Genomic DNA, 19,085 nt, shown 5'->3' on the forward strand with positions numbered 1-19,085 from the left:
GGATGATCGTAAAGAAAGCAGAAAACTCCGAATGGAGAGCTGCCCTGCAAGAGCTACGCTGGAAGCAAAAGGGTATCAGGGAGCGCTGAACGACATCTTGAAGGAAGGAAAGAAACAAGGAGACAGAGGAAAAAAAAGTAGAAGAAATGTTACTGGAAGAAATCCTAAGCAAGTCAAACATGGCATCGGCCTATGAGCGAGTGGTAGGCAACAAAGGAGCGAAAGGGATAGACGGAATAGAAGCGAAAGACTTCCTTAGTCAACTTCAACGCGAATGGGCACAGATTAAAACGAAGCTGGAAACAGGGAGCTACCAACCGAGTGCCGTAAGGCGGGTAACGATACCCAAGCCCAATGGCGGTGAACGCCACTTAGGGATACCCACGTACATGGACCGATTAATCCAACAAGCTATCGCCCAAGTATTGGTGAGGCTATATGAGCCCGCATTCTCAGAGACCAGTTACGGATTCCGCAGTGAAAAGAATGCGCATCAGGCAGCCTTAAAGGCAAAGGAATACATCAATGCAGGCTACAGCCATGTAGTAGACCTTGACTTGTCGCAGTTCTTTGACCGGGTAAACCATGACTACCTGATGAATGAGTTGAGCCGTCGAATAACGGACAAACGGGTCCTAAAGTTAATCCATAAGATACTGCGGAGCGAGATAGACGATGGTAAAACGCGTGTAGCCAGTAAACAAGGTGTTCCACAAGGGGGGCCGTTAAGTCCACTGTTGTCTAATATTATCCTTGATAAGCTAGACAAGGAACTGGAAAAACGAGGTCATCGTTATGTACGCTATGCTGACGACTGTAGTATTTATGTGAAGAGCAAACGTTCCGGCGACCGTGTAATGGAGAGTATAACCCAGTACATAGAAAAGGAACTAAAGCTCAAGGTAAACACAGAAAAGAGCAGCGTAACCCGTCCATGGAAGATGAAATTGCTTGGTTTTACATTTTATCACCGCAAAGGTGAAAAAGGCATCAATGTTCACGGTAAGAGCATAACCTCCTATAAGGACAAAATCCGTTCAATTACCTTGCGCAGTAAACCATATAGCATGTCAGCTCGATTGGATGAAATCCGGCAGCTAAACACTGGCTGGGGTCATTACTTTAAACTAAGCGAAGCCAAATGGGTGTTTAAAGAACTGGACAAGTGGGTTAGAAGTCGTTTGCGTCTATGCTATTGGCAACAATGGAAAAGGACCAGAACCCGTATAGCAGCGCTAATAAAACTAGGAATCCCTGCAGGTCAAGCTTACCAATGGGGTAACACCCGTAAAGGGAAATGGCGCAGCGTGCATAGTCCCATACTTACACGTGCATTGAGTAACAGCTACTTAAAGCAAGAAGGCTTTACCAGTCTGATGGACATAGTAAAGCCTTGCTGAAACTGTTTATGTTTAATGAACCGCCGTATGCCGAACGGCACGTACGGTGGTGTGAGAGGACAGTAGGGGAAGTAATCCCTTACTTCCTACTCGATTGTCCGGATATCAGAACCTGAATCCGAAAGTGACATATGGTAATACGCCTTCATCAGAACGGCCTACTACTGCTGAAAGTACAACGAGGTTAGCAGGCGTGAAATAAACGCCGCCGCCATAGCCATCATGCCATATGGCTGATTTCTGGTTGGGGAACCATACCCGGCCAACATCATTAAAGGCAAGCAGGCCCACACTGGCAGGGAAAAGGTAAGAACGGAAATCAAACAGTTTAACGCGCAGCTCCAGGTTGTTGTACACCGCTGCATTACCGGTGAAGCGGTAATTACGATATCCCCTGAGATTCTGCACACCACCAATGGCTGCTGCCTGGAAATATTCATAATCGCCCCAGATCTTATTCGCTCCGAAACGGGTTACCAGTACAACGCTGGTTGGTACATGGAAGTTGGTGTAAATGCTCAGATCTGTTTGTGCCTGCAGGTAATTGCGTTTCTCCTCATTCAGTCCCTGGCTGCCATACACAGAGGTATTCCAGCTGATACCTCTTGTTGGAACAAGGGCATTGTCGCGGGTGTCTATCCTTAATCCCAGGCGGAGACCAGCGTATGTCTTAGACCGGTAAACGGACAGCGAATCCAGTCCGTTGTGCGGGAAATCTGAGATAATACGGCCAACTGTTTCATCTTTATCAAGACTGTAGTAGGTGAAAGAAGGTCCATAATACAGCTCCACATTCCTTGACAGTTTAGTATTCAGTAAAGGTTCGACATTAAACAGCGAGAAACGTGTGCGGTAGTAGCGGATGGTCCTTGACTTATCAAAAACCGTTTCATTACCGAAACCGAAGAAGTTGATCGTATTGTTAGGGGCCTTTGCACTGGCTGTGATCGTAAGATCAGAATTACCGATCGCATCGGTGAATTCACCCAGGTAACGGAACTGCCATGCATTGGTACCCAGTGAGTGACCGGCCAGCACAGTATGTCTTGTGGCGAATGGGCGCTTACGGAAGCCCTGTGTAGTGTACTGGAAACCAGCGCCCAGTGACAGACCATCATCCGCGTTAAATGCTGCAGACGCCAGCGGCATCAGTTTGTTGTAATTCAAACGGAAGAAGGTACGTTCATACCTGATGATGTCCGGATTGGACGACAGGATACGTTTGTCATTGCCATGCATATCAAAACTGTCTTTCCTGTTGGCCAGTTCGTAAATGCGGATACGCTTACCTGCATGGCTGCCGGTACTATCCACATAAGTATCTGTATCCTTACCACCGATGATGCGCACTTTGATAGGGGAGCCGTTATCGCCTTTCACCACATATTTGTCTTCACCACCGAGGCCGAACAGTCTTACTTCACGGGTATCTTTAGGATCGAAAGTACGGTGATAGATCACCTGTTCCAGTTCGCCTTTTTTATTGATCTTGGTAACTGTTACATCCATCAATCCGCCTGCCAGACGTTCAACAGTGAACAGTTCATTTTTCTTACTACCGGTCACTTCCACGTTTTTAGAGAGGAAGCGGTACAATACGAGGGCTTCTTTCTCAAGTATATCCCGGCGGGCTCTCAGCGTGTTGTACGTACGCTCGCCTACTTCCGTTCTGATGCTGTCCGGGAAGCGGTTCACTGCAGCCCTGATGGCAGAATCGGTGATATGCTGCACGAAGTTCCTGGTAATGTCTTTCCACTGCTGTTCACTCAGCTCGTTCATGAAAGAACGGTCAAAAGGTTGTGCGGTAGGGTTCTGACCTTCTATATATCTGATCTTGGGACGGAAACCCTGAATATTGGGCAATGCCCAGCGCCTGGACGCCACACGTGGCAGGAAGCCTTCATTTACGAAGAATGCCTGGTCGCGGTCGCGGGGGATAGGAAAGTATTTTTGCGTCTTTGCCTTTTTGCCATTCTCTTCTGCCCATCTCCACTGGTCGTCGTGGCGGTCCCAGTCTGCTATCAGCAGGTCAAGCAGGCGTGCATTCAGTACTGCTGGCTGATTTACGGTATTGTCGTTATCTCCATGCAGCTGTTCCAGCACCTTGGGCGTATTCAGTGTTTTTCCCTTTACCTCTGGTTCTCTTTCTTCAAAGAGGTATACATCGTCGCCGAAGGTATTCTCATAAATGCCGAGGACCGTATCTTTAGGCAGGTATACGAAAGTTGGGTTTGTATGATGTACTCCTGCAGCATCCGCCAGTGGGATCACTGCCAGTGGGGCGTAAGGATTGGCAGCAGAGATCTGGTCCTGTACGACATCGCGGGCAACAGTTTCCCGTAAAGCCTCTGGTACAGCCTTTTCCGGATATTTCTTCAGGGAGCGGAGTACCCACTCTTTACCGTCTTTATCTTCAAGGCGCAGAGAGAGGGTCTGCATGCCACCTCCGCGTTTCACGATCTTCAATCCTCCCTTTTCCTTGTTCAGGTCTAAAACCGGGAAGCTGAGTGGAGTAGCCCATACATTGCGGTAATTCCTTCCCATCAGCCAGTAATGGAAACCTGACTTACCGGTATATTGTGAATCGGCCGGCATAACAACCGTAGCTGGCAGCTGGCTGGCAGAAGGACTGGCATTGGCGATAGTGCTGGAACGCACATCCTGCAGGCTGAATAGCTGTTGTGCGTATACCGGTGCATCTGTTTTATCGACAGTGTAGTATTTCACTTCCACACGACCGCTTTTTGATATTTCCAGTACGGTATAGCCGTTCTCATTGCTGGCAAAGAGCGACTTGCTACCTTTCTTCACCCTGTTTTCTTTCGCGCCAGAGCCACTTACGACATAGAAGTTCTGTTCGTCTTTGATGAGCTGAAGGGTATGGTCATGGCCTGAAACGAAGATGGCCGGCCCATGTGGTTTAATGGCTGCTTCCACTCCCCGGATCATTGATTGGTAGAGCGGATTGGGAATATCTTCCGGAGTACCGAATACACCGCGGGTGATGGGATAGATAGACCCGATCAGCGGTAAAGGAATGTACAGTCCTTTTTTCAGATCAGTGAAAGGGAAGATATGCTGTTTGATCGTATAGTAGCCACCATGTATGCCGTAGCTTCTGAAAGGGTGGTGTGCTGCGAAGATGATCAGTTTATTCCTGTTACGGCTAACGATATCGTTCAGTTCAGTAAGCACCTCTTCCCTTGTTTTAGTATCGCAGGCAGATTCTGAACCTGGTTTCTGATAAGGGAACAACCACCATTCTGTATCCATGATGATCAAAGTGGTGTTGTTGTCCAGGTGAACCTCTTCCGGACCGGGGCAGCCATCTTTAGGCAGGAAATTAACATTGGGCAGTTGTAAGGAGTCTACATACAGCTGCTGGTTGATCACTGTCTGCCATCCGTCTGGTTTGGAACGCTTCCAGTCATGGTTGCCGGGAATGAAGATGGCTTGCGCAGGAGTATTTCTCACCAGGTTTACCTGGTAGTCAAGTATTTGTCTGGCCTCATCATACCTGGACGAGCCGGCATCCGGCAGTCCGAGAGGGTATATATTGTCGCCCAGGAATAATACGGTGTTTCTTGCATCCTGTAGATTAATTCGTTGTTTCACTGCGTCTACGACCGGGTTACGCCCGTCTTTATGCAACTCTCCGGCGTCTCCTATGAGGATAACCCTGCGTGCCAGGCTATCGTCTGTCATCTGGGCCTGCGTGAGCAGTGGCAGGAAGAGGAGGGGTAAAATGTGTCTCGCTTTTGGTAAAATGCTAATCATCGTGATGAGTTCAATGGTACTTAAATTTCAGAATGCTGGCCTGTGATTCGTCTACTGCTTCGTTGGAAATGTACATATCGCCGTTTGCGGTGAAGGAGATGCCTTCCGGTTGCGGAAAGCGGCGATGCCGTAGATTATAAGCTTCCTGTACTTTACCGTCAAGGTCGGTGATAACGAGCAGGCGGTTGATAGCAGCTACAATATATAGCCGGTGTTCTATTGGATGAATGGCTGCAGCAGAGGGCCTGAAATGGCCTACATCCCCGCCTGTTAACCTGGCAATATCTGCTACATTGATACGGTAGGCAGGCTTAGGATCGTATTCCATCGTATTCAGCCGGAAACGGTAAGCGGTAGTAAAGCCTTCTCTTTTGTCTTCCTCACAATTCTTGCATACTGCCACCAGGCTACTGTCTCTTGCGTCGAAATAAAGGCTTTCGAATTCCCTTTTACCCGGAAGGGATAGTTTATAATGGGTGGCGTCTACTGTGTCGGTGAACATGCCATTGATATGATACAGGTGACCGTTGCTCTTCAGCACAAACCAGTCAGTACCGGTTGTGGCCAGATCTTCATAGTCGCCGCTTTTATCGAACTTGGAAGTAGGGTACGCCCTGTCTGCATTCACGTCTATGGAGTAGATCTTTCCCTCTTCGTCATTAATGGACAGGATGTGATGTTCATCGGGAGCCATGACGATGCCCGATATCTCCTGCATGGACTGTCTGACACGGTAACGGGTAGGCTCTGCAAGGTTATAACCTTTGGGAGAGCTATATTGTTTATCCTCGCGATTGAATGCATTGCAGGACAGAAACAGGAAAAAGAACGCAATATATCTTACTTGCATAGATGAGTAGTTAATATTCAATGCCAAAAGACAGCGAGCATCAGGCCCACTGTATCCGGCATTGCGTATTCGTGGAATAAAATTAACTTAAAAATGCAGTAACTTGCTGATCTCAGTTTCGCTTTTTTAACTAAGGCTTATGCAAACAGGATTAATCATAGAAGCAGCAGAATCATATGTTGCGAAGCAATACCAGGAACGTCCTCACCCTAACCTGGTGTATCATAATCTAGAACACACAAAGCTGGTAGTTGCAGCAGCACAGCAGATTGCAGCGCATTACCGGCTGGAGGACAACGAACTGCTCGTAGTATTGGTGGCTTGCTGGTTCCATGATCTGGGCTACCTGATGGGAGAAACGAAAATGCATGAGGAGAAAGGAGCGCAGATGGCCAGGGAGTTCTTAAATGTACAACAGATTCCTGAAAATGTACAACTGCAGATAGCAGGCTGTATTATGGCTACAAAAATGCCACAGAGCCCACAGAACCTGCTGGAAGAGATCGTATGTGATGCCGACTTGTTTCACCTCGGTACCAAAGACTTTAAAGAACGCTCCCGCCTATTGAGGCAGGAAATGGAACTAACGCTGGGACGGGAGATCCCAGGCGCTACCTGGAACGCAGGTTCTCTGCGCCTGCAGGAATCCCATCACTATTTTACAGCATACTGCAAGGCATTGCTGCAACAACAAAAAGAAGAAAACATCGTCAAGTTGAAAAGTAAACTGGAAAAACAGGAAGAAAAAGCCCATAAGAAAGAAAAAGCCGGTAAGAAAGATGCGCCGGAAACATCCATAGCAACAATTGTTGCTGATAATGGAGTGCCTTCTCCTATAAAGGAAGAAAAGATTAAAAAGGATAAGGACAAGAAAGACAAGGAACCCAAGCCGGGAAGAGGCGTGGAAACCATGTTCCGAACCACTTCTACCAACCATATCCGCCTCAGCTCTATGGCCGACAGTAAGGCGCACATCATGATCTCAGTGAACTCTATCATCATATCCGTTATATTGGGTGTGTTGTTCAGACGACTGGAAGATTATCCCAACCTGATCATTCCTGCCTTTATATTCCTGCTGACCGGGGTGCTGACCATCATCTTCTCCGTACTGGCTACCCGTCCTAATATCAATGTCGGCAGATTTACCAAGGCAGACATCGACAGTAAAAAGACCAACCTGCTCTTCTTCGGTAACTTCCATAGGATGTCACTGGAAGACTATACCTGGGGTATGACTGAAATGATGAAAGACAATGAATACGTATACGGCAGCATGATACAGGATATTTACCACCTCGGTGTTGTATTGGGCAAAAAGTATAAACAATTACGCATCGCCTACAACATCTTTATGTTTGGACTGATCATTTCCGTATTGGCGTTCCTGATAGCCGCCCTATTTTTTCCGGTGAAGAATTAAGCATGACTAACAACAAGACTATTTCTACGAATGTGCCGCTGTATGACCGTGACCTTAGCTGGTTGTCGTTCAACTACCGGGTACTATGCATGGCTAAAGATGAGGAAGTGCCGCTGTATGAAAGGATCAAATTCCTCTCTATCTTCTCTTCCAACTTAGATGAATTTTTCCGTGTGCGTATGCCGGCTGTGCTGGCGGTGAACAAGCTCTTACACCGTAATCCCGATGCTGCTGGAGAGGAGATCCTTTCTCAGGATACCCTGCCTGCCATACAGCAGGAGATTAACAGGCAGCTGGGAGAATTCGGACGTACATTAACAGGGCAGTTATTGCCTGCATTGCGTAGTTACAATATACACCTGTATTACAACGAACCTTTACACACCTTACATCTTGAGCACCTCCGGGAGTATTTCCTGACCAGGGTGCTGAGCTTCCTGCAGCCATTGTGGCTCAGGAAAAAGAAGCCGGAAGAGGTGTTCCTGGAGAATAACCAGCTGTACTTTGTTGTTGCACTCACGGAAGATACTACTCCTGATATGCTGCAATACGCATTGGTGAATATTCCCAGCGCTGTATTACCCCGCTTTATTGAATTGCCTGCACTGGAGAATGTGTATTACATTGCCATGCTGGATGATGTGATCAGGGAGAATGTAGGTTTCCTGTTCCCGGGATATACGGTGAACGGATGTTACAGCATCAAGATCACCCGCGACGCGGAAACTGACATGAATGAACTGGCCAGCGATATCCTTGAACAGGTCGAGACGATGATCCAGAAAAGGGAACTCGGCATCCCTACCCGCTTCCTGTTCGATGCTGCAATGCCATTGGCCCTGCGGAAACTGTTGTCAGTTTATTTTCATATCCTGCCGGAAGAAATGGTAGAAGGTGGCCGTTATCACAACCTGAAGGACCTGAATGATCTGCCCATGCCGGTAAGATCGCCGGCCTTCAGTTATCCGAAACAAGCTTCAGTACAGGTGCCTTCATTGGAGAAAGCTCCCCGTTTGCTGGAAGAAGTAGCCAAACGGGATATCCTGCTGCATGCTCCCTATCAACGGTACGATTACATTCTGCGTTTCTTTAATGAAGCCGCAGTAGATCCTAATGTACAGGAGATCTATATCACCCTGTACCGTATTGCTTCCAGCTCACAGATCGCGAATGCACTGATCAGTGCTGCACGCAATGGCAAGCAGGTGACGGTATTCGTGGAACTGAAAGCCCGCTTCGATGAAGCTAATAATATCCGTTGGGCCAAAAAGATGAAGGCCGCCGGAGTGAAGATCATATATAGCATACCCGGTCTGAAAGTGCATGCCAAGATCGCCCTGGTGAAACGCCGCCGTGGATACAAATGGGATTATGCGGGACTGATGGCTACGGGCAACTTCAATGAAACAACTGCGCGCTTCTATACAGATCATGTCATGATGACTGCCCATCCCGGTATCACACAGGAGCTGGAATTGCTGTTCCTGTACCTGCAGGCCAGGGAGCAACCGGTCAAATATAAGTTCCTTACTTTCCAGCATTTGCTGGTGGCACAGTTCAACATGATGGACCGCTTTAAGGAGCTGATCGGTCGTGAGATTGAAAATGCCCGTGCAGGCAAACCAGCAAAGATCACCATCAAACTGAATAACCTGCAGGAGAAGGAAATGATTGCCAGCCTGTATGCCGCCAGCCAGGAGGGGGTACAGATAGATCTGATAGCCCGCAGTATCTGTTGTCTTGTGCCGGAACAGCCGGAGAGTAGCAATATCAGGGTACGCAGGATTGTAGACCGTTACCTGGAACATGCGCGGGTCTTCATCTTCCATAACAATGGCAATGAGGAGGTTTATATGGGATCGGCAGACTGGATGAACCGCAACCTGCACAGGCGTATCGAGGTATGCTTCCCCGTGTATGATGCTCAGTTACAGCAGCAATTGAAAGAGATCATCCGGCTGCAACTGGCAGATAATACCAATGCGGTGAAACTGGATGCGGAAATACGTAATATTGACATCGTTCCGGAGGGAGGTGCTGCCCGTGTAAATGCCCAGCAGGCTATATACCAGTATATACAGTCATTATAGACAGATAAATTAACGTATGCAGAAATATTTATTACTACCCATTGTGGTAATGATGTGTGCTATAGTTACGGCACATGCACAGGAAAAACCCGCCCTGGACCTCCAGCATATCTATGATCCTGGTGCAGATGCAGCCGCTGATCTGCAGAAAGCAACACAGCAGGCGGCTGCGATGAATAAACATGTGCTGGTCCAGATCGGGGGAAACTGGTGCATCTGGTGCAAACGCCTTTATAAGTTTGTGCATGAAGATTCAACCCTGCACGCACTGCAGGAGAAAAACTATATAGTGTATCATCTGAATTACAGCAAGGAAAACAAGAACCTGCCACTGCTGAAGCAATTGGAATATCCGCAACGCTTTGGTTTTCCGGTGCTTGTTATCCTGGACGCCAAAGGGAACAGACTGCATACGCAGAATTCCGCTCTGCTGGAGTCTGCAGACACTTACGATAAAGAAAAGGTGGCCGATATGCTGAAGCAGTGGTCGCCGGATGCATTGAATTCTGCCCATTACACAAATCAATAAAGCCGTTATGGAGCACGCCACGTTTCATCCAGCTGTCCGGTCATTTCTCCGTTTCGCCGGGCACCCGCTTAAGTTCTCACTTTTTCTATTATGGAAGTTGCCCAGCGCATGGCTGGCGGGAGTAAGATTGAAACAGTTGGAGGACGGGCAATGCACGACGGTAGTTCCTTTCAGATGGTTGTCGCAGAATCCCTTCCGCTCCACCTATTTTGCCTGCCTCGCAATGGCAGCAGAGATGAGTACGGGATTGCTGTCCATGATGTATATACGCGCCGCCGCTCCTAAACGTGTGTCCATGCTGGTGACAGGTATGGAAGCTTCATTCGTGAAAAAGGCCACCGGTAAGACCTGGTTCACCTGCCATGACGGAGCTGCAATACAGGCCGCTATAGCACGTACCGCCGCTACGGGCGAGCCTGAAGTGCTTACAGTGCATAGTATCGGGAAAAGCGGCGATGGCACAGTAATTGCCTCTTTCGCCATTACCTGGTCGTTCAAGGGAAAACTATAGACAGGAATATACCATTACAGATCATTTCAAACACACCACATGAAAATTGCATTTCACGGAGCGGCACGTACAGTTACCGGGTCTAAACACCTTATTTCGTTAAAGAACGGCAAGAAGATACTGCTGGACTGCGGTATGTTCCAGGGAATGGGCAGGGAGACGGACGCGATGAATGAAGACTTCGGATTTGAGGCGGCGGAGGTTACCCACATGATCCTCTCACATGCACACATAGATCACTCAGGACTGATACCATTACTGGTAAAAAGAGGGTTTAAGGGAACTATTTATTGCACACCGGCCACTTTTGATCTGGTAGAGATCCTGCTGCTGGATTCTGCGAAGATCCAGGAAGACGATACAAAGTTTAAGAACAAGAAACTGAGAAAAGAGGGAAGGCCTGAAGTAGCGCCTCTATATACTGTGGATGATGCAAAGCGTAGTGTTGCTGCGTTGAAGAAGGTAAATTACAGGACCTGGTTCCGGATTGATGAGGATGTTGAAGTGTATTTCACAGACGCCGGGCATATTATAGGAAGTGCAGCGGTGCATGTACGCGCTACGGAAAATGGGAAGACTACACAGATCTCTTTCAGTGGAGACATTGGGCGATATAATGACGCGATATTACGATCCCCCGAAATCTTCCCCCAGGCAGATTACATCTTACTGGAATCTACCTACGGCAGCACCTTGCATGCGGAGGCTGCTCCCTCAGATGATCTGCTGATCAAATATATTCATGACACCTGTAAAGTAAAGAAAGGGAAACTGATCATCCCAGCCTTTAGTGTAGGCCGTACCCAGGAGCTGTTGTATGCCCTGAACAGGGCAGGGCTGGAGGGAAAGCTTCCCAAGGTGGACATCTTTGTGGATAGTCCCTTGTCGCTCGAGGCCACCGACGTTGTAAGGCATCATCCGGAAGTATTCAATAAGACCGTTGCCAAAATGCTGGAGATCGACGATGATCCTTTTGACTTCCCGGGGTTACACTATATCGAGACGGTAGATGAATCAAAAGCGCTGAACTTCCGGGAATCTCCCTGTGTGATCATTTCCGCTTCAGGAATGGCGGAGGCCGGCAGGGTGAAGCATCATATTGCCAACAATATCGGCGATAGCCGGAATACAATACTCATAGTTGGATATTGTGAGCCGCAGTCTTTGGGCGGCCGCCTGATGAGAGGGGCCAGGGAAGTTTCTATTTACGGCACCCGCTATGATGTGAGGGCGGAAGTAGGTGTGATCCGTTCCATGAGCGCGCATGGCGATTATGAAGACCTTAGCCAGTGGTTGTCCTGCCAGGACCCCAGGGTTGTAAAGAAGTTATTCCTGGTACACGGGGAGTATGAAGTACAGCAGGTATTCCGTAACTGGTTGACGAAGAAAGGTTTTTCGGATGTTGAGATACCCGAGCGGCATGCTGTGATAGGTTTAGGGTAACTTATTTCGCTGATCAAAGTTCGATTTGATCAGGTTCAAGCTTCGGTTCTCCTATGCTCATCTTACGTTCATCTTACGTCTTTGAACGTAAGATGAACGTAAGATGAGCATAGGAGAAGCATTGTTAAATCCTGCTCAAATGGAACTCATACCGACACCTTTAGCTCGATATTTCTTCTTCGCTTACCGGTACATAAAGTATAAAAAAAGGGGCTCGTCTAAAACGAACCCCTTTCTTTTTATACTTCAGTTACATTAGTTCTTCAGCTCGCTGGCTACTTTTTTCATAAACTCACTTTGCTTCAGCAGACCCGTTTTCTTATCGGGGCTGGCCAGAGCAGCTTTATCTTCTTTATTTCTGGCTATCGGCTGCAGAAGGCTCACCAGGTAGTTATTAACCATTTTGTTGTTGAACAAAAGGGCCATCTGTTTGATATCTTCCACACCTTTCAGCACTTCATCGGTATTGTCAACGATGCTCAGGATGGAAAGGTATTGGATCGCCGCATCCAGTTTATCCTGGCCACTGGCTTCATTGAAGGTCTTAGCGAAGAAAGCCAGGTCGGCTTCGTTCCCTTTCTGGGCGTAGATAGCTGCGATGGCGTTGCTTAAAGCGCCTTTGGAGTCTTTCTCCATTTGTTTCGCCAGTGTATAGCTCTTTTCCAGGTTCAGGGCGCCCAGGCTTTCCAGGGCTGCACCTGCAGCTGCATAAGAACGGTCTTTTGCTGCTGCTTCGAAGAGCGGCGTTAATTTAACGTCCTTCAGCGTACCCAGTTGTGCCAGCGCTGCCGCACGTACTGTTGCATTTTCGTCTTTTTTCGCAAGTTCCTGCAGGGTCGCGAAAGTGGCATCTTTTACAGTAGGATCTGTCAGTTTCAGACCGCTGATAGCCATTGCACGCAGGCCATAGAACTTATCTTTCAGGGCAGCGGCCAGCACTTTCAGGGCTGCCGGATTGGTGCTCTGTTCTTTCAGACAAGCCTCGATAGCTTCCCGGCGGTCCAGGTATTGAGGTGCGTGGGAGTATTGGAAGATGTAGGCATTGATATCCTTGTTCTCCTTTTTAGTAGCCAGCAGCACCTTGTCGCCGTCAAAATTAACCAGGTCCGGTTTGGCGGCAGAAGGGAAGGTGAACGTGCTTACTTTGTCGGTAATGGTCACCTGGTGGCGCACCTTTTTGCCACCGGCGTAAACATCAATAGCTACCGGCAACTGGAAAAGTTTATTGCCCTGTTGTTGCTGTTCTACCGTAACAGTAACGGTTTTAGCACCTTCATCGTAGCTCGATTTAATATCCAGTACAGGATAGCCCTGTCCGAAGTACCATTGATTGAAGAACCAGTTCAGGTCCTGGCCACTAACTTCTTCAAAAGCCAGACGCAGCTGGTGAGCTTCAGCAGCCTTGAACGCGTTTGTTTTGAGATAGAGGTTCAGCGATTTGAAGAAGGCGCTGTCGCCTACAACATTACGCAGCATGTTCAGAATACGGCCACCTTTCTGGTAGCTGATAGCGTCGAACATGTCTTCCTTATCACGGTAGTGGAAGCGTACCAGGTCTCTGTCGCCGGAGTACTGGGCAAATTTCTGATAGCTCTGCATTGACTTGTATGCATGATCATCTGCAGCATCTTTACCGTATTTATATGCTATCCAGAGGTATTCGCTATAATCTGCAAAAGACTCGTTCAGTGTCAGGTTGCTCCATGATTCTGCTGTTACCAGGTCGCCAAACCAGTGGTGGAATAGTTCGTGGGCAATCACAGACTCGTTGTAGTTGTTATTGTCCAGGAGTTCTCTGTCTGTTCTCTGCAGGAAGTCGCCATGAATGGTAGCGGTGGTATTTTCCATCGCACCTGACACATAATCTCTTACTACCACCTGGGAATATTTTGCCCAGGGATATTCGTATCCAAGCAGGTTGGAGTAGAAAGTCAGCATTTCGGGGGTATTACCGAAAATGGCTTTGGCGTAAGGAGCATATGCTTTTTCCACATAATAATTCACTTCCTTACCTTTCCACTGATCTTTGATGATAGCGAAGTCGCCTACCGCCATCATGAACAGGTAAGGTGAATGCGGGAGATCCATTTTCCAGAAGTCGGTACGGGTGCCATCAGCATTGTTTTTCTGGCTAACCAGTTTACCGTTGGAAAGGGTCACATATTTCTTATCTACAGTAATACTGATCTCTTCGGTGGTTTTCTGGGCGGTACGGTCGATGGTAGGGAACCAGGCGGAGCTGGATTCCGTTTCGCCCTGTGTCCAGATCTGTACCGGTTTATTTTTTACACTGCTGTCAGGGTTGATGAAATACAAGCCTTTAGCATCTGTGATGGCGGAGCTGCCCTGCGACTTAACTTCTTCCGGACGGGCTACGTAATCTATATAGACAGTAAAGGATTCGGTTCTCTGGTAGGCCTTATCCAGGGCAATATGCAGTTGCAGACTGTCGTACTGGTACTTGAGGGGAACGTTCTTTCCACCCTTTACGATGGCTACCTGTTTGATATCCATTGCTTTAGCGTCCAGTGTAAGGGAGTCAGTCTTATAAAAATGCGGTTTCAGGGTAAGCCAGGCTTTTCCTATCAGATATCTTTTGGCATAATCAAAACGAACATCCAGTTTGGTATGGACCAGGTCATGCACTTTAGTTGAGGTGGCGCGATAGATTTTAAGGGAGGGATCTTCCTGCTGTGAGGGGGCCTGTTGCGCAGCAACCGGGGTAACGTATAGTATCCCTGAGAGACTGGCTAACAGTACACTTTTGAGCGTGTGCTGCAAAGGTTTGAACATGATTGTTAACTGTTTTTGGCACGAATTAACAGGTTTTATCACAAATAATTGTGATCTGAGCTGTTAATGTTAACTAAATCATGATAATTGGCCATAATTCAGGATCATTCGCAAAGCCCGCGCCCGGTAAGTGTTTAAAAATCTTATTTTTGTCGCTGTCCAGTTAAATACCATGTTATGATAAAAGCAATTGTGAATGGAGATCAGCCGTTTGTAGTCGATACGGATATGTCCTCTTTTACCAGTAATGGCCAGCCTGTAAAATGGTCGGGAGTAACACTGCCCAATGGAAATCATAGTATTATACTGGACGGCAGGAGCTATGTGGCCCAGGTGATAAAAGTGGACCGGGATACAAAAACGGTCACTATTATGATAGATCAGCAGGAGTATGAGGTGGCGATTGAGGAGCCGATCGATCAGTTGCTGGCGGATATGGGCATGAAGGATGCCCTGACGCGTAAGGTGAATGATATGAAGGCGCCTATGCCCGGATTGGTACTGAAAGTACTGGTAGAGGCGGGGCAGACCATAAAAAAAGGCGATCCGGTATTGATACTGGAAGCTATGAAAATGGAGAATGTATTCAAAGCAGCGGCTGATGCCGTGGTAAAAGAGGTAAGGGTAAAAGAACGTACGGCAGTAGAGAAGGGGGAGGTACTGGTTATCTTGGAATAGATTTTGTAATTAATTAAATCAATCATAAGCGATCTGGAATGACGGATTAGTCCGTCGTTCGTAGTTATTCAAGAAATGTGTATGCCGCAAATTTTTAAGAGATCTTTATTCACATTGTTTTTTCTTGGGATGACCATCCGCATGTTGGCCCAGGAGCAGCAGTATTTCGTCTATATACAAAGTGAGAGATCCCAGCCTTTTTATGTTAGATATGATGGTAAGCTGATCCCGTCTTCAGACAGGGGTTATCTGATCCTTTCCAAAATGCCGGCTGGTACGGCCTCTCTCCGGATTGGTTTCGCCAAAAGTGATGCGCCGGAGCGTCAATACCAGGTGCGTATTACGGGACCGGCCGATCAGGGGTACCTGTTGAAGCAGGACGGTGACCGGGGATATGCATTATTCAATCTGCAGACTTTCGCGGTGATCAGGCCGGGAGAGGAGAAGAAAAAAGAGGCAGTAGCAGCAGCGGAAGCTCCGGCAACAGAAGTAGCACCAGCCCAGGAAACAGCACCTGCACCGGAGGTAGCGGCAAATGTGCCGGAAACAGCACCGGCTACGGCATCAGCAGATACCGCATTGGTACCAGCCTCCCCCGTACCGGCACCACCGGCTCCGGTTTCGGAAGATGAGCAGAAACGAGCTATGATGGCTTCACTGAAGAAAGATCTTGATTCTACATTTCCTGCAAAGAGCGGGGTAGCAGTCGGACCGGGTACCCGTCCTGTAAAGCAATCCAATAAATTCTCCCAGGCCCTGGATAAGGTGGTAAGTGACGACCGTCCGGATGATATTGTACTTGAGGAGCCCCAAGCACCGGCTGTTGCAGCGCCGGCGGCAGAAACCACAGCAGTGGCGCCAGCTGGAGAGACAACGGCACCTAAAAAGCAGCGGCGCAGAAGAAGAGAGCGTGAGCCTTTGACAGAAGAGGAAAAACAACTGGCCAGTGCAATCCTGGCTGAAGAAAATAAAGCAACAGAACAAACTCCGAAGGATCAACCTATCGCAGAAGTGACACCTGCGGCAGTGCCTCCGGTGACTGAACCGGCTCCGCCGGCAACACAGCCGGTAGCAGAAACCGCGAGTCCATCCACAGAGCCTGTGGCTTCTGACACTCAACCAGTGAAGGAAGAGACACCGGCAGTGACAAAAAAGGAAAAGAAACAGCGGAAGAAAAAAGCCGATGATCCCGCATTCATTGATTTCGTGGATACAGGAGGACATCAGGCGCCACCTGCAGGCAGTGTAGCAGCGCCAGCGCCGGCAACAGGGGATGCGTCAGTTGAGACAGCCGTTCCTGCTGAAGAAACACCGGCGGGCAATAAAAAGAAAAAGCGTAGTAAGCTCGCTGAGAAGATCGATACAATAGATGCTACAGAGCGTCCTAATAATGTAGTGAATGATCCGACCGGATATGAGGTAACTGATTTATCTATTGATCATGCGGGCAAAAAAGATAAAAAGAAAAAGAAGGACACTGCAGGAGAAGGCGTTGACGTGGCAGCCCCGGTTGTAACGGAAGCGGCACCGGCGGCTAAAAGCTCTTCCCTGAAAATGATCAATTCTGATTGTGGAAAGGTGATGGATGACGAAACTTTCCGCAAAATGCTGAGAAAGTTTGTTGCCGGAAAGGATGATGACGGTATGCTGGATGCGTTCCGGAAGCAGACAAAGGGTTACTGCCTGGAGTCTTCCCAGATTAAGACGCTGGTGCAGCTAATGGGAACGGATGAATCCAGGTATCGCCTGCTGGATCTGGCTTATCCGAAAGCGTATCATTCAGACGAATATGCCGGAATGGAAAGCTTATTATCCGACAGTTATTACAAAGGGCGTTTCAGAGCGATGTTGCATAAGTAGCAGTTAGCATAAAATTATCCGGAAGGTCACAGGGTTGTATGACAGCAACTTTGTGACCTTTTTTATTTTTGCGCACGTACCTTCGCGGTCGCAATCAGGAATTATGAGATATTTTATAGAGGTAGCATATAAGGGGAGCAGTTTTGCCGGTTTTCAGATACAGGATAATGCGAACACGGTCCAGTCTACGATAGATCATGCCATCAGTACGTTGATGCGTACGGCGGTGGTGACGACGGGTTCCAGCCGTACGGATGCCGGGGTGCATGCGTTACAGAATTTCCTGCATTTTGATATAGAGCAACCTTTGCATCCTCAGTTCCTGTATAAAGTAAATGCGATCCTGCCGCCGGATGTGGTGATGAAGCATGTGTACCGGGTGCCGGACGATGCGCATTCCCGTTTTGCTGCCCTGAGCAGGTCTTATGAATATACATTGTACATGCACAAGGACCCTTTCCTGCAGGACAGGGGGTATTTTTTCCCTTACCGGCTGGATGTGGGACTGTTGCAGGAAGCGGCGGCAGTATTGATGGAGTACCAGAATTTTATGACGTTTTCCAAGCGGAATACGCAGGTGAAGACTTACAACTGCAATATTATGTCTTCAGCCTGGACGGCAGGTGAGGACCGTATTGTGTATAATGTAACAGCAAACCGGTTTTTGCGGGGAATGGTGCGGGGTATGGTAGGAACGATGTTGCGGGTAGGCCGGGGGAAGCTGTCAATGCAGGGATTCAGGGAGGCGATAGAGAGCCGGAACTGTGTGAATGCTGATTTTGCGGTACCGCCGCAGGGTTTGTTTTTGATGCAGGTAAATTACCCTGATGGGCTGCTGAGCGACATGGTGCAGTAAAAAATATCATTTCCTAATAGATTGATAAATAGGTGATTAGTATAATCGTGCCAGTTATCTTTCAAGATTTATTTGGTGGTAAAGAAAAAACTCCTAATTTTGCATCCCGCTTCGATAGAAAGCAACTGATACAAAAGCTCTTCCCAAGTATAGAAATTCTCTTTTTTTGATGAGGTATAGTCAACTGAAAAGTCCTATACTATTGAATTTAGACTGATTGTTGCTAAAACGATCGCTAAAATAAAATCTTCAAAAAATATTTGGTGGTAATGAAAATTTAATACACCTTTGCAACCCCAACGCAAACGACGCGAACGGGTAGCAAACGAGAAAGTTCTTAAGAAAAAAAAAGATGTCCGGCAGCAAGTGCCACACAGATCGGATCTGAGACATTGACGAAAGGTTAAGCAAATGGCTTAGCTAAAGTTCTTTGAAAGAATGGAAACAACAGCAAACATTTTACACAGGTAATGTCAAGCGAAAACATTAGATAAATGACGTCTAATTTCGAGAGAAATTACACAGTCAGTATCAAAACTTCTTTACAATGGAGAGTTTGATCCTGGCTCAGGATGAACGCTAGCGGCAGGCCTAATACATGCAAGTCGAGGGGCAGCGCAGGTAGCAATACTGGGCGGCGACCGGCAAACGGGTGCGGAACACGTACGTAACCTTCCTTTAAGTGGGAGATAGCCCGAAGAAATTCGGATTAATACCCCATAAGATTGTGGAGTGGCATCACTCAGCAATTAAAGAATTTCGCTTAAAGATGGGCGTGCGGCTGATTAGGTAGTTGGTGAGGTAACGGCTCACCAAGCCAACGATCAGTAACTGGCGTGAGAGCGCGACCAGTCACACGGGCACTGAGACACGGG

General features: G+C 47.8%; 13 protein-coding genes and 1 rRNA gene. 11 read left to right on the forward strand and 3 right to left on the reverse strand.

Annotated features, from left to right (window positions below; all coding sequences use genetic code 11):
* Nucleotides 1-196 (forward strand): hypothetical protein (locus tag L3C95_RS34800; RefSeq protein WP_236395282.1); only part of this gene is annotated, 196 nt, incomplete at its 5' end.
* A complete protein-coding gene (gene ltrA / locus L3C95_RS34805; protein ID WP_236395283.1) occupies nucleotides 147-1,400 on the forward strand; it encodes a group II intron reverse transcriptase/maturase in 1,254 nt (417 codons plus the stop codon). The genes L3C95_RS34800 and ltrA, both read left to right, overlap by 50 nt.
* Nucleotides 1,401-1,505: 105 nt before the next feature.
* On the opposite strand, the gene L3C95_RS34810 is transcribed toward ltrA, so the two are convergent.
* Both L3C95_RS34810 and L3C95_RS34815 read right to left on the reverse strand, forming a co-directional pair.
* Nucleotides 1,506-5,177, reverse strand: coding sequence for a BamA/TamA family outer membrane protein (locus L3C95_RS34810; protein ID WP_236395284.1), 3,672 nt, complete (start codon nucleotides 5,175-5,177; stop codon nucleotides 1,506-1,508).
* Nucleotides 5,178-5,187: 10 nt separating this feature from the next.
* Nucleotides 5,188-6,027, reverse strand: a complete 840-nt coding sequence (locus L3C95_RS34815; protein ID WP_236395285.1) for an SdiA-regulated domain-containing protein — start codon at nucleotides 6,025-6,027, stop codon at nucleotides 5,188-5,190.
* A gap of 139 nt (nucleotides 6,028-6,166) precedes the next feature.
* On the opposite strand from L3C95_RS34815, the gene L3C95_RS34820 reads away from it, so the two are divergent.
* The 5 genes from L3C95_RS34820 to L3C95_RS34840 are packed head-to-tail and all read left to right on the forward strand — an operon-like array spanning nucleotide 6,167 to nucleotide 12,023.
* Nucleotides 6,167-7,450 (forward strand): Pycsar system effector family protein, encoded by a 1,284-nt coding sequence (locus L3C95_RS34820; RefSeq protein ID WP_236395286.1) that lies wholly within the window; start codon nucleotides 6,167-6,169, stop codon nucleotides 7,448-7,450.
* Nucleotides 7,451-7,452: 2 nt separating this feature from the next.
* Nucleotides 7,453-9,540 carry a polyphosphate kinase 1 gene (ppk1, locus tag L3C95_RS34825; RefSeq protein WP_236395287.1) on the forward strand — a complete coding sequence of 696 codons (2,088 nt, stop codon included), beginning with the start codon at nucleotides 7,453-7,455 and terminating at the stop codon, nucleotides 9,538-9,540.
* Between the two features lie 16 nt (nucleotides 9,541-9,556).
* On the forward strand, nucleotides 9,557-10,069 hold the full coding sequence (locus tag L3C95_RS34830) for a thioredoxin family protein (RefSeq protein WP_236395288.1): 513 nt from the start codon (nucleotides 9,557-9,559) through the stop codon (nucleotides 10,067-10,069).
* Nucleotides 10,070-10,076: 7 nt separating this feature from the next.
* A complete protein-coding gene (locus L3C95_RS34835) occupies nucleotides 10,077-10,580 on the forward strand; it encodes a DUF4442 domain-containing protein (RefSeq protein ID WP_236395289.1) in 504 nt (167 codons plus the stop codon).
* A gap of 39 nt (nucleotides 10,581-10,619) precedes the next feature.
* The gene (locus L3C95_RS34840) at nucleotides 10,620-12,023 is read left to right on the forward strand and encodes an MBL fold metallo-hydrolase RNA specificity domain-containing protein (protein WP_236395290.1); all 1,404 of its coding nucleotides are present in this window, start codon (nucleotides 10,620-10,622) and stop codon (nucleotides 12,021-12,023) included.
* 255 nt (nucleotides 12,024-12,278) lie between these two features.
* Here the strand turns inward: L3C95_RS34840 and L3C95_RS34845 are convergent, their stop codons facing one another.
* Complete coding sequence (locus tag L3C95_RS34845; RefSeq protein WP_236395291.1) at nucleotides 12,279-14,816, reverse strand: M1 family aminopeptidase; 2,538 nt, start codon at nucleotides 14,814-14,816, stop codon at nucleotides 12,279-12,281.
* A 177-nt stretch (nucleotides 14,817-14,993) separates the two neighbouring features.
* On the opposite strand from L3C95_RS34845, the gene L3C95_RS34850 reads away from it, so the two are divergent.
* From L3C95_RS34850 to L3C95_RS34865, 4 genes are all read left to right on the forward strand, one after another.
* Nucleotides 14,994-15,494 carry a biotin/lipoyl-containing protein gene (locus L3C95_RS34850; protein ID WP_236395292.1) on the forward strand — a complete coding sequence of 167 codons (501 nt, stop codon included), beginning with the start codon at nucleotides 14,994-14,996 and terminating at the stop codon, nucleotides 15,492-15,494.
* An 81-nt stretch (nucleotides 15,495-15,575) separates the two neighbouring features.
* Nucleotides 15,576-17,354, forward strand: coding sequence for a DUF4476 domain-containing protein (locus tag L3C95_RS34855; protein WP_236395293.1), 1,779 nt, complete (start codon nucleotides 15,576-15,578; stop codon nucleotides 17,352-17,354).
* A gap of 103 nt (nucleotides 17,355-17,457) precedes the next feature.
* Complete coding sequence (gene truA / locus L3C95_RS34860) at nucleotides 17,458-18,210, forward strand: tRNA pseudouridine(38-40) synthase TruA (RefSeq protein ID WP_236395294.1); 753 nt, start codon at nucleotides 17,458-17,460, stop codon at nucleotides 18,208-18,210.
* Between the two features lie 544 nt (nucleotides 18,211-18,754).
* A 16S ribosomal RNA gene (locus L3C95_RS34865) occupies nucleotides 18,755-19,085 on the forward strand; the annotation flags it as partial.

Origin of the sequence: Chitinophaga filiformis (assembly GCF_021646545.1) — a bacterium.
In the GTDB taxonomy this organism is placed as follows: Bacteria; Bacteroidota; Bacteroidia; order Chitinophagales; family Chitinophagaceae; genus Chitinophaga; species Chitinophaga filiformis_A.